Here is a 15,634-nt window from a genome sequence, read left to right as displayed (position 1 = left end):
CAAAAAATCCAAAATTGGAACAATGGAGGAGTTTTAATGAGCAAAAATTCATCTAAATCAAAAGTAAGAACGATTAAAATGTTTGGTCTTGTAGGACTTGTCATCGGTGTAGTCCTGTTCATTCTTTCAGTATCTGGTGTAAACATTCCAGTTGTTATTAATACAACTTCCTTTGAAGGAATGTCATCAGCACTCATATTGTTATTTGGGTTTCCAATTGTACTCCTAATTATCGGTAGCATCGTTACTATCTTTACCAAGTCCTCCAGCTATAGATAATACACTTATCTCACCCACTCCCATATTTAACTAGAGCGTGTCTGAAAACTTATCATTGGGTCAATTTGAAAATGGAGGCTATGCGTATAAAGTGGTGCGGCATGGCGAAACTTGCCCGAATAACATTATGGTTCATGGAAAACGTCCTACAGTCGCTTCTGCGAATCGATCGGGCAATTCAAAAAAAAGGGATTAAGCATCGTACGATTGCTTAATTTCGACGGACGTTCTGTTTCATAGGGCGGGAACATGTCCTCCTTGATTTGTTCCCACTGTTCATCGGTTATTTCGTACCGTCTTGGAATCTTGCTTGTTTCTCCATTCTATTTTCTCATATCATATGATTCTTTCGTTTTCAGAAACACCCAATATTTAACATTTCCTCCACACTCATTCAGTAAAATGATATACACGCAAAATCTAATCTAGATGTTTGATGTACATTCTCTGATACAAGAAGAACTAGATATAAATTTAATTCCTGTGTTCTTTAGGACGAGAGCTCCGCCCTAAAGAACACTTCTGTACTGAGCAACAATTCAATATTACTCGTTTAGTTTTTTGTATGTTTTTAGTTATTGGATATGAAGATCATACACATCTTGGTATATCATCTTAATTCTACTTTAACTATGTTTCCATACTATTTTTAATAGAGGATATTTCCCATGTACCTCTGCTTAAGTTTACCATCGTGAAGAAATCTCATTCTGGAACACCTAGCGCACTAAGGTCGCGGATCCCTGTACGCACTCGTTTCCCTTGCTTCCACAGGCACATTCATAGTCTTCTCCGAATCCACTGTTCCAGTTTTTAGAGTCTCTTCGCCACCGATAGGAATAAATATCCAAGCTTCCATGGAAATGAACCAGGTTTGTTTTGTTAATTCTCGAGTCCTTCCTTTATATACTAAGAGACTCTTCAGTGTTATTCGAATATTTGCTTGTCTCTGGCTCAGGAAACTAAATCTTAAAAATTTCCCGTACCATGGCCTTGCCACAGTGCTCTTATCCCGGTTCATATTCAGAGTTTTAGCTTTTTTTCTAAAAACCGACCTACCGACTCCATGACGTACTCCCCTGCTCTCCTACTACAATCGTCCGCGTAACGTACAAATCGTAACCTTCGCCGGTCAATCTCTTATCCAGATAATCCATCAGAATGTTGTGGCGTCCCCCAGATACGTTCAAACTTCCAACCACCATGACACCGGCGTTTAAGTAGGCGCGGATAATGGCGCTCTCCGTCACGGTAGTGTGTATGCCCAATTCATAATTGAGGACGCCTAACAGGGAAGGTCATTTTCCCCTCCACAAATCATGCAGCCAGGTTAGGTTCTTCGAGAATAATGCAAATACACGTTCGTAAAAGAAGTTGCAGCCTGTTTCTGTTCACCAAGCCTTTCGCTGGGTGACGTTACGTGCAGGCTTCAGAAAGACGCACGAAATTTGACTGGGCTCTGCAGATCCAAGAACTGCTGGAGGTCCACTATTCAGCGGCAAAGCAGCTTAGGCTAGTGATGGACAACTTAAATATCCATACGATCTCATCCTTGTATGAAACCTTCCCCCTGAACAGGCATTGGCTTTGGCGAAACGGTTGGAAATCCATCCTCCCCTTATGCATAGCAGTTGGTTGAACGTTGGTAATACTAATCCCAAAAATTCGCACCTAATTTTGGCATCATTGTTTTACTTACAAAAATAAACAGATTGTTAGTGTAAGTTTTTTCAGAAAAATAAAAAAGCAAAAAATCCTTGAACTACCAAGGATTTTTGCTCATTTGAATGTTATGCGGTAGAGAGGACTCGAACCTCCACGGGTATACACCCACTACCCCCTCAAGATAGCGTGTCTGCCATTCCACCACTACCGCATATTGGTGACTCGTATGGGATTCGAACCCATGTTACCTCCGTGAAAGGGAGGTGTCTTAACCCCTTGACCAACGAGCCAAATTTATGTTTTTTCTTTGTGACAACAAAAATGAGTATATCAAACGCTGGCGTATTTGACAAGCCTTTTTCAAAAAAATCAGTTCCACTCGAAGCTTGGTCGTCACTGCGGTGAACATTTGGACTTCCGGCCGCTGTTGTCCCCAGATTTCTTGTTTTAAACCACTGTTCGTGGTAGAAATTCGGCGACCGCTGATGCTTACGATGCTAGCTTTCCTGCGGAAAGCTTTCAGGCGGTCGCTATCGCTCCTACAGTTCCAAATTTCCCCTCCGCTTCTTTTTGCTTTTCGTTAATTTATATAGTTCACTTCTCCCCGCAAGCAGCCAGCACCTGGATTCCATCCGCATATTCATACCCCAGACTTCCGGCCACCGCAGCATTGGTCACCTGTCCGGCTACCACATTCAGGCCGCGCGCAAGCGCCGCGTTCTTCACCGCAGCCGCATGGATGCCCAGGTTGGCAATCTGCAGCGCATAGGGGATCGTTACGTTGGTCAGCGCCAGGGTCGAGGTCCGGGCGACCGCTCCAGGCATGTTGGCTACGGCGTAGTGGACTACGCCATGCTTCACATACGTCGGGTTCTCATGTGTGGTGATCCGGTCGATGGTCTCGATCGACCCGCCCTGATCAATCGCAACGTCTACAATGACAGAGCCAGCCTCCATCTGCTTCACCATATCCTCTGTGACCAGCTTCGGAGCACGGGCACCAGGAATCAGTACTGCTCCGATCAACAGATCCGCCCGGCGCACAGCCTGCTCCAGATGATAGGAATCCGACATCACGGTCACCAGCCGTCCGCCAAAAATATCATTGAGCACGCGCAGACGGCCCGCATTCAGATCCAGTATGGTGACGCGCGCTCCCATGCCCAGCGCTATCTTCGCCGCATTGGTGCCGACAATTCCGCCACCTACAATGACTACCTCTCCCTGCTGTACGCCAGGTACACCGCCTAACAGAACGCCTTTGCCGCCATGCGGCTTCTCCAGCAGCCCGGCACCGATCTGCACCGCCATGCGTCCTGCGACCTCACTCATCGGAATCAGCAGCGGCAGCGAGCCGTCTTCAAGCTGAATGGTCTCATAGCCCACTGCGGTCACACCGCTCTCCACCAGCGCCTTAGTCAGCGCCGCTTCCGGTGCCAGATGCAGGTAAGTGAACAGAATCAACCCTTTGCGAAAATAACCGTACTCCTCCGGCAGAGGCTCCTTCACTTTGATGATCATCTCCACCTTGCTCCAGACCTCAGCAGCCGTATCCAGAATCACTGCGCCTTTATCTGCGTACTCCTTGTCACACATGCCGCTGCCTGCTCCGGCTGAAGCTTGGATGTAGACTTCATGACCTGCCTTCCGGAGCGCTTCCACCCCGGCCGGGGTGATGGCGACGCGGTTCTCGTTATTCTTGATTTCTGCGGGTACGCCAATAATCATGCCGATTCCCCCTCAAAGTTATAGTAAGTATAGTCAACATTCTATCCTTGTGAGATGCGAAAAGAAAGGCTCCCATTCGGGGCCTTCCTCTTCACGGTTAAGGTGAGGCAAGAGACCCCTGGCCTACTGCGGACCGGTTCCCGTTCCCTTCACCTTAGTATATGCAATTTCGCTGCTTAAGGATTAACCTTGGTCTCAAAGGTCTGCTTCCCGTCAACAAATTTCAGCACAACTGCGGCTTTGACCGGGTCATGTTTGTCGTTCAGGGTGATTTTGCCTGTAGCGAGCTGCAGATCCTTAGTCGCTGCCAGCGCTTCTGTAATCTTGGCCGGATCAGCTTCACCCGCACGGGTGATTGCATCAGCCACCAGCTTCAGGGCATCATAGCCCAGGGCCGCCATACCATCCGGTACTGCTCCGCCGTTAGCCGCTTTGTAGGCATCCACGAAGCTGGTTACTTCAGGAGCTGTATCTTCAGGCGAGTAGTGATTGGACATGAACGTGTTCTCCAGCGCTTTGGCACCAGCGATTTCGGCCAGCTGCGGGGAATCCCAGCCGTCTCCGCCCAGGAACGGAACGGTGATGCCCATTTCACGGGCCTGCTTCACAATTTTACCTACTTCTTCATAATAACCAGGCAGGTAGATGACATCCGGGTTCGCTGCTTTGATCCGGGTCAGAACCGCCTTGAAGTCCGAATCCTTCTGCTGGTACGACTCCTGGCTCAGCACTTCGCCTCCTTTGGCCTTGAAGGTCTCTTCGAAGAACTTCTGCAGGCCCTTGGAGTAGTCAGATGAAGTGTCGGTATAGATGACAGCAGTCTTAGCCTTCAGGGAATCGAGTGCAAAGTTAGCCATTACCTCACCCTGGAACGGATCGATGAATGCCGCACGGAACACGTATTCATTGACATTGCCACTGCGCTCATCCACAGTAACCTTCGGATTAGTAGCCCCTACCGAGACAAGCGGAATCTTTTTCTCCGTAGCTACCGGAACGATCCCCAGCGTGTTGGTCGAAGTGGATGCGCCGATGATAGTCACGACCTTGTCATTGGTGATCAGCTTCTGTGCCGCCTGGGTAGCTTCTTCAGACTTCGATGCATTGTCTGCAACTACCAGCTCCAGCTGCTTGCCGAGTATACCGCCTTTGGCGTTGATCTCGTCCACTGCCAGCTTCGCGCCCTTGGATGCGGAGTCGCCGAAAGAAGCCTGACCGCCTGTGAGCTCAAGGTCAGCCCCGATCTTGATGGTGCCCCCGGCAGTGTTGCCGCCGCTTGCAGAGTTACCGCTGTTCGCTGTGTTGTTGCCGCAGCCGGATGCTAATACCGCAGTCAATACTGTCGACAAGATAATGGCCCCAATTTTCTTCATAGTTTCTCCCAGCCTCCTGATTATTTAGTTTATATATGTTGTTTCTGTGATGCTGCTAATAGGATGGATGCCCCTGCTTAGTGCCCGAGATAAGCCATTTTGATCTCATCGGAGTCGGCCAATTCCTTGGCATCCCCTTCAAGCACTACCCGGCCTGTCTCCAGGACATAGGCGCGGTCAGCGATTTTGAGCGCCTGGTGCGCATTCTGCTCAACCAGCAGGACAGTGGTTCCGGCATCGTTGACTTCCTTGATAATCTTGAAAATATCCTGGACCAGCAGCGGCGCCAGCCCCATCGACGGTTCATCCAGCAGCAGCAGCTTCGGGTGGCCCATAATCGCCCGCCCCATCGCCAGCATCTGCTGCTCCCCGCCGGATAAGGTTCCGGCCTGCTGCTTCTTGCGTTCAAGCAATCGCGGGAAGGTGTTGTATACCTTCTCGAAGTCCGCAGCCAGACTGCTTCCATCCTGCAGGTAAGCCCCCAATTCGAGATTCTCCTCGACCGACATATTAGCGAATACGCGCCGTCCTTCGGGACAATGGATCAGCCCTTCTTTGACAATCGCCTGTACACTTTGATTCGTTATCGATTTACCCAGGAATTCAATACTTCCTGTCTTCGGCTTCAGCAGCCCCGAGAGCGTCTTCAGCAGCGTTGACTTGCCGGCGCCGTTGGCACCGATTAGCGTCACAATTTCCCCCTGCTTCACGGTGATGCTGAGATCCTTCAAGGCATGAATCGCTCCGTAATATACATTAATCCCTTGTACTGTAAGCATGGCGCTACGCCTCCTGTCCCAAATACGCTTCGATGACCTTCGGATTGTTGCGGATCTCCGCCGGCGTGCCATCAGCGATCAGGATTCCGCGGTCCAGCACGTAGATGCGGCTGCAGACTCCCATTACCAGTGACATATCATGCTCAATCAGCAGAATCGTCAGGTCGAACTCCTCCCGAATCCAGGCGATCAGGTTCATCAGGTCACGCGTCTCATTCGGGTTCATCCCGGCGGCCGGCTCATCGAGCAGCAGCAGCTTGGGTCCGGCCGCAAGCGCCCGGGCAATCTCCAGACGCCGCTGATTTCCATAGCTCAGGTTGCTCGCTACCTCTTCACTCTGATCAGCCAGATTGAAGATGGAGAGAATATCCATCGCCTTCCGGGTAATCTCCTCTTCCCCCTGAAAATGCTTCGGCAGACGTAGCATCGAAGAGAACAACGAGTGCTTTGCATGCTGATGGAAGGCAATCTTAACGTTCTCCAGCACCGTCATAGCCGTAAATAGACGGATGTTCTGGAACGTACGCGCAGCGCCTTTATGATTGATCTTGTAGGGCTTCATCCCGCCGATAGACTCATTATTCAAAAGAATGCTGCCCGACGATGGCGGGTACACTCCAGTCAACAGGTTGAACAATGTGGTTTTACCGGCACCGTTGGGTCCGATCAGGCCGATCAGCTCGCCTTTATCAATATGAAGAGATACCTCGCTGACTGCCTTCAGTCCGCCAAAAGCCCGGCTGGCCGCTTTCACATCAAGGAGTACCGCTGCTCTTGATTGCGTCATTTGCCTTCGCCTCCTTTTTGCCGAACTTGCCTAGTGAGAATTTGCTTACGCCAAGCAGGCCGCTCGGACGGAAAATCATCATCAGAATGAGCACAATCGAGTAGATAATCATGCGCCATTCCGGGAATTCACGTAAGTAGGTATATAGCAGTGTAACGAACACCGCACCCACGATAGAGCCCGCCGTACTGCCCAGCCCCCCGAGAACCACCATGACGATGATTTCAAAAGACTTCAGGAAGTTGAAGCTCCCCGGCGTAATGACGTAGAACGTATGGGCCGACAGGCCGCCCGCCATGCCGGCAAACAGCGCCCCGATGGTGAAGGCAATGATTTTGTAACGTGTCGTATTAATCCCCATCGCCTCAGCGGCAATCTCATTCTCGCGGATCGCAATACAGGCCCGGCCGTGAGTAGATCTAATGAAGTTATTAATCAGTACGACTGAGATCAGAGTGAAGAAGAAGAGCATGGTCCAGGTGGTTTTGGCCGGAATACCGCTGAGTCCTGAAGCTCCGCCGACATATTCCGTATTCAGCATAATGATGCGGATAATCTCACCAAACCCCAGCGTAGCAATAGCAAGATAGTCCCCGTTAAGCCGGAGCGTAGGCATCCCGATTAATACACCGAATACCGCTGCCAGCAGTCCGCCCGCAAGAATAGCAGGAATGAACGGCACATTGTAGTCAAGGGTAAGAATCGCCGAGGTATACGCACCCACCGACATGAACCCGGCATGGCCAATGGAGAACTGCCCGGTAATCCCGGTAATCAGGTTCAGCGACACGGCCAGCATGATATTAACCCCGATGAGCAGCAGCATAGACTGATTCACATCACTAAGAATTCCCGTTGTTAAAAGAACCTTTACGAATCCATAGAACGCAAGGGCGACAAGTATGCCCAGCCAGAACTTTTTATTTATCTTTTTCACGGCAGCTTCCCCCTACACTTTCTCCCGGACATTCTTGCCGAACAGTCCGGATGGTTTGAAGATAAGGATTAGAATCAGTACCGCAAAGGCTACACCGTCACGCCACGAGGAGAACCCGAGCGAAGAAATCTCTGTCTCCACCGTTCCCAGCAGCAATCCGCCGACAAGCGCACCCGGAATACTTCCAATCCCTCCAAGCACAGCCGCGACAAAAGCCTTAAGCCCGGGCATAACGCCCATGAGAGGATCAACTGAATTGTATGTCATTCCGAAAATCACGCCCGCGGCAGCGGCAAGCGCCGAACCAATAGCGAAGGTGGCCGAAATGGTGCGGTCTACGTTGATACCCATCAGCCGCGCCGCTTCTACATCGAAGGATACAGCGCGCATGGCTTTTCCCGTCTTGGTGTAACGAACGATATATTGCAGTACAAGCATAAGAATAATCGTTGTTAGCAGAATCATGATCTGGTTCGATTCGACCTGGATGGAGGACCCGAAGAGATGATACTGCTTCTTATCCATAATATCCGGGAAGCCCTTGGCCTGAGGCCCGAGAATCAAGACTCCGGTATATTCTAGCAGGAAGGATACGCCGATCGCTGTAATCAGCGCTGCAATTCGAGTGGACTTACGAAGCGGCTTATACGCCAGACGTTCAATGCTGATACCTAGCAATGCACTGATGGTCATCGAGATGATCAGCGACAAGAGCAGTACAACGATCGGCGGCAATCCGGCATTCGCCAGGTATTTGGCACTGTACAGACCGATGAACGACCCTACCATAAATACATCGCCGTGCGCAAAATTAATCAGCTTGATGATACCGTACACCATTGTGTAACCAAGGGCGATCAGAGCGTAAATGCTGCCTACGGATATCCCGTTTATTAGTTGCTGAATGAAATACTCCATCGCCATCCCCTTCTCCCCATATTCATCTTGTATACCCCTTTCTCTGTGCTGTTTCTCTTTTCTTGGATTATGATGTCATTTATATTAACACAAGGTCAGAGAATCGTCACTAATTATTGTGTGAATTAATACAAAATTCAATAGTTGGTGTTATATTACATAACATGATATATGTAGGATTCGGTAGGATAATATAGGTTTTCGAAAAATGCGCAGAAAACAGGAGAAAAACAGAGGATTTTCAAGCAGGGACGTTTTAGAAGTTGTTTCCTTTTCTTATACAATACTTTTTTTCTGCGGAATTAATATAACATTTGTCTCTTTACAGCATCATTCCTTCAATTAATTAAAGGGGTAACGGATTGAACCGGCAGTGTGCGGTGGTAGAGGTCAGAAATAAACGTATAAAAGCTCCCCTACATCTACAGTCTCATCGACGACTAGGCCAAGGTCCGGGCGGGCTGCTGGGCTCCGGGTTGTTCCTCACTTTCCCGTTCGTTGCTATACTCTACCAAGCATTACACACATTCAAAGGAGTGAAATTGAAATGAGCACCATCGAAAAAGAGAAGACCGTCCAATCTGCCAGAAGAGGGTTGTTGGTATTCTTCCTGATACTCATTCCCCTCACGGCTATCAGTTACATATTGGCTCTTACTGTAACGCCTGTGTATGGCTTGCTGCTCATGTGGGCGCCCGGGATCTCCTCTATACTCACCCGTATCCTGCTTCGTGAGGGCTTCGCTGATATCTCCCTTAGATTCGGGGGACAGCGCACGCTCAGGACGACTCCATTCATCTTGTTGTTGCCGGTGGCGGTTGGCCTGGTGGCCTACGGGACTGCCTGGATCACAGGACTGACAGAGTATACCGGCCACAATGGCAATGTTGTCGGTGCACTAGCCGGGACGATCCTAATTCAGATGTCTGTTGGGACCGTGATGGGAATCATCAGCAGTGCCGGGGAAGAGCTAGGCTGGAGAGGCTATATGCTGACACGGCTTACTGAGGCCCACGTCCCGAAGCCTATTCTCATGAGCGGGCTGATCTGGGGCATATGGCATATCCCGGCGATTCTAATCGGCAGTTACTATTCCGGCCCTTCTCTGGCCTTATCAATCGTATTGTTCATGGTAACCATCAGCTCATTTAACATCATTATTAGTCTACTGCGTTTAAGCACGGGGAGCATATGGCCGGCTGTTCTGCTCCACGCCTCATGGAATGCCATCATTCAGGACGCTTTCGACCGCTACACCAGCGGGAAGAATGCCTATCTCTGGACAGGTGAGTCGGGGATACTGGTGGCTGCTACGCTCGTAATTGCAGCGTGGTTCTTCTACAGAAGATCTGCGTTCGTGAAGGATGTCCGGTTGTAAGTGGCAATAGGGAAAAACTTTTTTGAGTAGGATCAACGTTAGTACTTGGGTGGACGCTCCGCAAACGGAACGTTGTTACAATCGCTGTTGTGTCCAGATTTTTTTCATTCCCCTTAGCGGTGAAAATCCGGACACAAAGGCGACCGCTATCGCTTTTCCACAATCGTTCCGTCCGCTCCGCTGTTTAAGCGGGATGCGAAAACACATTTTTTCAACACAAAAAGAAAGCGTCCTTTGGTAAAATGGAGTTACTATTAAAACATGCTGCAAAGGACCAAAAACAGCAAGCAGCGATTCTCCATTAACGAGAATCGCTGCTCTTTTAACATTGAAGCTTTTAAAAAATCTGAGATTTGACTCAGCAATGACTGCCTAATCCAAATATACAGCCTTCCCCGTCTGGGCCGATTCATAGATGGCCTCCAGAATCCGGGAGACTACATAAGCCTGCTCAGGAGTGACGACCGGATCTTTATCCTGTTCGATCGCTTCGATCCACTTTCTTAATTCGATATCCGTAGCTTTCTCTTCTTTGCCATCATAGAAGGCTACTCCCCCGGCACCAAGCTCAATTTCATTCGTGTATAGCTTACTGTGCTTCTCCCCGTTAATCCGGAGACCATCCTTCATATCCGCACCCGCCTCGGTTCCGCTTAAGCTGCACTTGGCTTCGTCCAAGTCCAGCGAATTCAGCGCCCAGCTTGCTTCCAGGGTAATCGTTGCCCCGTTCTCCATCACAATCATCCCGAACGCCGAGTCTTCCACGGTGAATTTCTTCGGGTCCCAGGGTCCCCAGGCGTTGGCGGCATCTTCTTTTTGGGAGAGCTCGTGGTACTTGGTCCCCAGCACAACCTTCGGTTTGTAATTGTCCATCATCCAGAGCGTCAGATCCAGCGCATGGGTTCCAATATCAATCAGCGGGCCTCCCCCCTGCTTCTCCTCATCCAGGAATACCCCCCAGGTTGGGACCGCTCTCCGCCGGATCGCATGAGCTTTCGCATAATAGATATGGCCAAGCTCGCCTGCTTCACAGACTTTTTTCAGATATAAGCTGTCTTGCCGGAACCGGTTGTCATACCCTATAGTCAGCTTCTTTCCTGTACGCTTCGCTGCTTCAGCCATACGTTTGGCGTCTGCCGCTGTTTTGGCCATGGGCTTCTCACACATCACATGCTTGCCCGCTTCCAAGCCCGCAATGGATATTTCCGCATGCGCGTCATTAGGAGTAAGCACATGAACAATGTCAATGGAGGCATCCTTCAATAATTCCTCATAGTCCGTATAGACAGCAGCATCTGCACCGCCGTATTGTTCAGCAGCCGCTTCAGCCCGTTCCTTGATAATATCGCAAAAGGCTACCACTTGAACCTTATCCTGTCTGCTTAAAGCAGGCAGATGCTTCCCGTTCGCAATCCCTCCACAGCCGATTACACCAACACGATACACTTTGCTCATCGTCACTCATCCTCACTGTTGATTTATTTTTCGGGCCTTACGGTATGCAGCAGGGGTCATGCCCAGCCGCTTGCGGAATACTGAATGCAGATAGGTCGCAGTGGTGAACCCTTCGGACTCCGCGATATGTTCGATTGACAGGCTGCTGGCTTCAAGCTTGCTGCACACAGCCTTCAATCGGATCTCCTCAAGAATCCGGCTGAAGGTCTGATCCGGATCGATCTGCTTAAATATCCGCTGCAGCTGTCTGGCGCTGATATTCAGCTTCTCCGCAACATTCTCCAGCGTCACGGCTGCTGAATAATTCGCTTCCATGTATTGAACAGCATATTGGTAGCGGTAGGTCACCATATCCCGCACGGGTGCCGCGGCTCCCATCCCGCCTGTATCATACGCTCTGGTCACCTTGAGCAAGATACTAATCACTAGATGCTTGATCGAGGTGTAATATCCCGCAAGCTTGCCGTCACAGGCCTCATAAGCTTCCAGAAAACACTTCATCGCCCTGTGATAATCCTGCGCAGGGATAAGCGGCAGCCTCCTCAGCTTCTCCACACATTCCTCCGCTTCCGCAACCTCCCACGGGTCTGCATCGTCTCTCTGCTTCTCCGCAATATGGACATGCAGACATAGCTCCTCCATCGACTCTTCCGCATCCGCTTCCTGACGGTGCATCACGCCCGGTCCGGTCAAATAGAGCATTCCCTCCGATAGAGGATACTGCTGATCGCCAAGAATGACCGTTCCCTTGCCCCGTGGTATGAAATGAAATTCAAATTCAGCATGGTTATGGAAATCAATGACCCTCCCCGGCGGGAAAGAGGTCAAATGAAACCGGAGAACAGAAATTTCATAATGTCCCCACAGGATAGAAATATCCAATCTTTCCAGCAGATCCATTTTCTCAAACATAATCTCGAAGGGAAAAGGGCTCATGTTAACCTCCTGCTTAAGCTAAGCTCGGTACCGGATAAGTGATCAGGACTTCAGTTCGGCTAACTGGACCACACGTCCTGCCTTCGCCGAGAGATTCGCCGCCTCCATTAACCGGGTAAGCTCCGTTGCCGATTGAATATTATCAGAAGCCAGCGTGTTGTTCTGGATGTGGGTCACCCATTGCTCAAAAGAGCTCTCACGATTGGCCAGCACAGGCGTATCGTTCCAGGCCGCCCCTTGATCTGCTGCTTGATTACTTCTGACAAGCAGCTTCGCTTCAGGCGCTCCATAGAGCAGGGTCCCTTCCGTTCCATGCACTTCTATGGTAAAAGGGGAGTAGCTGTTCACGAAGCCGGCTTCCACCACACCGATTGCTCCCGAATCCGTATAGAGCGTCGCTACTGCATTGTCCTCCACTTCCTTGCCCGTCACATATCCGAAGCTCGCGCTTACCCCGGTCACCTCTTGACCCAGAAACAGTCTGGTCAGGTACATGGGATGGCATCCCAGATCAATCAAAGCCCCGCCCTGGCACTGCTCAAGGCTATAGAAATGCTCGGGAAGCCAGTTGGCCGTTGCGCCGTTATGGGATAAGCGGACTCTGACATAAGTGATATCTCCAAGCAGTCCCTGGCTTAAAATATCTTGAACCGTTAACGTATAACCGTCATTTAGCCGCGGCAGCGACACCGTTAGCTTCACTCCATGAGTCTCGACCTCGGAGAGGATTTCATTCACCTCACTCAGCGTTGCAGCTACAACCTTTTCGGTGAAAATATGCTTGCCTGCTCTGGCCGCCGCAATCATGACCTCCCGGTGCATCCGGGTGGGCGCGTCGACAATCACGGCATCGATATCCTTCCGGGCAAGCATATCCTCCAAAGAATCATAAAACGGGACATTCAAGCTCTCTGCCGCCTTCCTGCCCCGCTCCGCATCCTCGTCCCATACCGCAGCAATCTCCGTATCTCCATGCTCCTGAGCCTGCTTCGTATAATCCCAGGCATGTACATGCCAAAAGCTGATCTTACCAATCCTAATGCTCACCCGCCTGCACCTCCATATACATTATTCTGACATCACCTATAAAGTATCATATAACAAGCAGGATTTTTAGTAGATAAATGCGACATCGACTATATGTAATTACGACATCGGAATGGAAAATCATATCGTTCAAGGATTCAGCATACTCAAGCTATCGGAACGCAAAATAACCCCACAAAGCAGGTACTTTGCGGGGGCCCCAAATTCTTGCGAACAAGTGGAAACGGTAACGTCCTTTTAAAGGACGTTACCGAAACATATAAACTCTCATATTTGAACAAAATGCCTGCGGCATCGCCATTGTGGTCGGTTTTTCGACCACATTTGGCCATCGCACCTCCGCCGCACCGAATGTGGTCGGTTTTTCGACTACATCCCGCCCACACGCCTCTGCCGCACCGAATGTGATCGGTTTTTCGACTACATCCCGCCCACACGCCTCCGCCGCACCGAATGTGGTCGGTTTTTCGACTACATCCCGCCCACACGCCTTTGCTGCACCGAATGTGATCGGTTTTTCGACTACATCCGTCTCCGGCCCAGATGACCACGTAATGCCCAATGTGTTCGGTGAATCCACATCGGACTAAAATCATAATTTCCTAATCAAAAAAGGAGCTCAATATGAGCTCCTTATCAAACGGAGAGAGAGGGATACTCTCGCTATGCGAGAGATTGCGATGCCATTGCTAACGAAGCTTATGCTCCAACGAACCACGAAGGTTCTCATCCCTAACAGGGAAGTATATCAAACGGAGAGAGAGGGATTCGAACCCTCGCACCGCTTACGCAGTCTAACCCCTTAGCAGAGGGTCCCCTTATAGCCACTTGGGTATCTCTCCAAGTAATGGCTCCCCGAACAGGACTCGAACCTGTGACAACTCGATTAACAGTCGAGTGCTCTACCAACTGAGCTATCAGGGAACATTAACATGAACAAGGATTAATTTATCATGATTCTACAGGTTAGTCAAGCGGGTCGCGAGAGATTGTGAGATCGTTTACATAATCAGATCCACTCTCCGTCCAGCGGAACAGCCACACGGCCGGACAAGCCTTCCTGTTCAAGGCGCTGCTTCAACACGTCCCGGGTTACAAGGCAGTGATTAATCGAGTCCATGTGCACAGCAATCACGGAAGCGGACGGAGCAGCATGGCATACCTCCACAATATCCTGCTCATCCATAGTAATCGGTCCTCCGCTCAGGAACCGTGCTCCTCCGGCGTTGACAATAATCACCTCAGGCACTTCCCCGGCTATCACCTGCTGAACCTCTTCGCACCAGATTGTATCTCCCGCCAAGTACAGCACAGGTTCTCCCTCTGCCCGGAAGAGGAACCCGGAGACCTTACCCATCAGCTCCCCGATCTCTCCTGTCCCGTGATGCCCGCCTGTACGTGTCAAGGCCACACCGCCGAAGGACGCAGAGCCGTTATCCATTATCTCTGTAACACGCCCAAAGCCATGGGCAGCAATTCGCTTCCCATCACCTTCCTGGCAATACACCGGCAACTCCTTGGACAACAACTCTACTGCCGCAGCATCCCAGTGATCCTGATGCAGATGCGTGACCAGCACCACATCCGGCTCCAGCCACTGCTGAACCGGCCCCGGCAATGACACCAGCGGATTCCTGAGGTCATTGCCGGAATTCATAATCGGCGGATTCACACCCTGCTCACTCAGCATCGGATCGATCAGGAACGTTACACCGCCGTATTCCAGCCATAGGGTGGCGTGGCGGATCAGCTTTATTTTCATGATATGCACCTCTTCCCGGATATCTACCTTATGTTCACTTTCTGATACAATAAGTATAAATCAGCGCAGGAACAGAAGACATTGTGCCGCGAAAGTGTTTCTTAGGTTCTGCTTTCAGCCGGAAAGGAATTCAAGGAAATGACCTCTTACCTCATCGACAATACCGATTACCGTATCCTCCAGCTCCTTATCGGAGACTCCACCTTAAGCCATAAGGATATCGGGGCGATGGTTCATCTGACCGGCCAGGCTGTAGGCGCACGTATCCGCAGAATGCGGGAGCTTGGCATCATTGAAGGCTATACCATCCGGTGGAACCCGCTGCGGATCGGCCAGAGCATTCACGCCTTTATAGCCGTTTTTCTTAGCAGCAATAATGCTCATCAGCCATTCCAGGCATTTGCGAAGGCCCATGAGAGTGTCATTGAGCTCTACCGCATCAGCGGGGAAGGATGTTACTGGATGCGGGTGCGCACGGTGGATCAGGAGGCGCTGACCGCTTTTCTGGATGAACTGCTGAAGTACGGCAATTACCGGCTCAGCCTGGACATGGGCCAGATCAAATAAGGACAAATAAGGATAGGAACTGC

The 15,634-nt window shown here is 50.4% G+C and carries 14 protein-coding genes and 4 tRNA genes; 3 read left to right on the top strand and 15 right to left on the bottom strand.

Annotated elements, in window-relative coordinates; all coding sequences use genetic code 11:
* Positions 1 to 36 precede the first annotated feature (36 nt).
* Positions 37 to 279: a hypothetical protein gene (locus MKX63_RS18755; RefSeq protein WP_341019204.1), complete on the top strand. Its 243-nt coding sequence runs from the start codon at positions 37 to 39 to the stop codon at positions 277 to 279.
* Between the two features lie 1,055 nt (positions 280 to 1,334).
* Here the strand turns inward: MKX63_RS18755 and MKX63_RS18745 are convergent.
* From MKX63_RS18745 to MKX63_RS18705, 9 genes are all read right to left on the bottom strand, one after another.
* Entirely contained in the window at positions 1,335 to 1,547 is a 213-nt protein-coding gene (locus MKX63_RS18745) for a hypothetical protein (protein ID WP_341019203.1), read from the bottom strand.
* 525 nt (positions 1,548 to 2,072) lie between these two features.
* Positions 2,073 to 2,155: transfer RNA gene (locus tag MKX63_RS18740), tRNA-Leu, on the bottom strand.
* A gap of 4 nt (positions 2,156 to 2,159) precedes the next feature.
* Positions 2,160 to 2,234: transfer RNA gene (locus MKX63_RS18735), tRNA-Glu, on the bottom strand.
* A gap of 304 nt (positions 2,235 to 2,538) precedes the next feature.
* Positions 2,539 to 3,672: an alanine dehydrogenase gene (ald, locus tag MKX63_RS18730; RefSeq protein ID WP_341019201.1), complete on the bottom strand. Its 1,134-nt coding sequence runs from the start codon at positions 3,670 to 3,672 to the stop codon at positions 2,539 to 2,541.
* A 176-nt stretch (positions 3,673 to 3,848) separates the two neighbouring features.
* Complete coding sequence (locus MKX63_RS18725; RefSeq protein ID WP_341019199.1) at positions 3,849 to 5,045, bottom strand: ABC transporter substrate-binding protein; 1,197 nt, start codon at positions 5,043 to 5,045, stop codon at positions 3,849 to 3,851.
* 77 nt (positions 5,046 to 5,122) lie between these two features.
* The gene (locus tag MKX63_RS18720) at positions 5,123 to 5,824 is read right to left on the bottom strand and encodes an ABC transporter ATP-binding protein (RefSeq protein WP_341019198.1); all 702 of its coding nucleotides are present in this window, start codon (positions 5,822 to 5,824) and stop codon (positions 5,123 to 5,125) included.
* Positions 5,825 to 5,828: 4 nt separating this feature from the next.
* Positions 5,829 to 6,611 (bottom strand): ABC transporter ATP-binding protein, encoded by a 783-nt coding sequence (locus MKX63_RS18715; protein ID WP_341019197.1) that lies wholly within the window; start codon positions 6,609 to 6,611, stop codon positions 5,829 to 5,831.
* Positions 6,580 to 7,548, bottom strand: coding sequence for a branched-chain amino acid ABC transporter permease (locus MKX63_RS18710; RefSeq protein ID WP_341019195.1), 969 nt, complete (start codon positions 7,546 to 7,548; stop codon positions 6,580 to 6,582). Before MKX63_RS18710 ends, MKX63_RS18715 begins: the two co-directional genes overlap by 32 nt.
* 12 nt (positions 7,549 to 7,560) lie before the next feature.
* Positions 7,561 to 8,466 carry a branched-chain amino acid ABC transporter permease gene (locus tag MKX63_RS18705; protein ID WP_340756290.1) on the bottom strand — a complete coding sequence of 302 codons (906 nt, stop codon included), beginning with the start codon at positions 8,464 to 8,466 and terminating at the stop codon, positions 7,561 to 7,563.
* Between the two features lie 547 nt (positions 8,467 to 9,013).
* On the opposite strand from MKX63_RS18705, the gene MKX63_RS18700 reads away from it, so the two are divergent.
* Positions 9,014 to 9,844, top strand: a complete 831-nt coding sequence (locus MKX63_RS18700) for a type II CAAX endopeptidase family protein (protein ID WP_341019192.1) — start codon at positions 9,014 to 9,016, stop codon at positions 9,842 to 9,844.
* A gap of 372 nt (positions 9,845 to 10,216) precedes the next feature.
* Here the strand turns inward: MKX63_RS18700 and MKX63_RS18695 are convergent, their stop codons facing one another.
* The 6 genes from MKX63_RS18695 to MKX63_RS18670 form a co-directional block, all read right to left on the bottom strand.
* Entirely contained in the window at positions 10,217 to 11,299 is a 1,083-nt protein-coding gene (locus tag MKX63_RS18695) for a Gfo/Idh/MocA family protein (protein ID WP_341019190.1), read from the bottom strand.
* Positions 11,300 to 11,311: 12 nt separating this feature from the next.
* A complete protein-coding gene (locus MKX63_RS18690) occupies positions 11,312 to 12,235 on the bottom strand; it encodes a helix-turn-helix domain-containing protein (RefSeq protein WP_341019189.1) in 924 nt (307 codons plus the stop codon).
* A gap of 42 nt (positions 12,236 to 12,277) precedes the next feature.
* On the bottom strand, positions 12,278 to 13,282 hold the full coding sequence (locus MKX63_RS18685; RefSeq protein WP_341019188.1) for a Gfo/Idh/MocA family protein: 1,005 nt from the start codon (positions 13,280 to 13,282) through the stop codon (positions 12,278 to 12,280).
* 753 nt (positions 13,283 to 14,035) lie between these two features.
* Positions 14,036 to 14,124: transfer RNA gene (locus MKX63_RS18680), tRNA-Ser, on the bottom strand.
* Between the two features lie 6 nt (positions 14,125 to 14,130).
* Positions 14,131 to 14,206: transfer RNA gene (locus MKX63_RS18675), tRNA-Asn, on the bottom strand.
* 85 nt (positions 14,207 to 14,291) lie between these two features.
* Positions 14,292 to 15,044 carry an MBL fold metallo-hydrolase gene (locus MKX63_RS18670; protein WP_341019186.1) on the bottom strand — a complete coding sequence of 251 codons (753 nt, stop codon included), beginning with the start codon at positions 15,042 to 15,044 and terminating at the stop codon, positions 14,292 to 14,294.
* Positions 15,045 to 15,182: 138 nt separating this feature from the next.
* Between MKX63_RS18670 and MKX63_RS18665 the strand changes: the two genes are divergently transcribed.
* Entirely contained in the window at positions 15,183 to 15,611 is a 429-nt protein-coding gene (locus MKX63_RS18665; RefSeq protein WP_341019184.1) for an Lrp/AsnC family transcriptional regulator, read from the top strand.
* Positions 15,612 to 15,634: the final 23 nt, after the last annotated feature.

It is taken from the genome of Paenibacillus sp. FSL R7-0179, assembly GCF_038002265.1.
GTDB lineage: Bacteria > Bacillota > Bacilli > Paenibacillales > Paenibacillaceae > Paenibacillus_AQ.
Note: the sequence above shows the minus strand (reverse complement) of the source record. Positions and strands in the feature narration are given on the sequence as shown.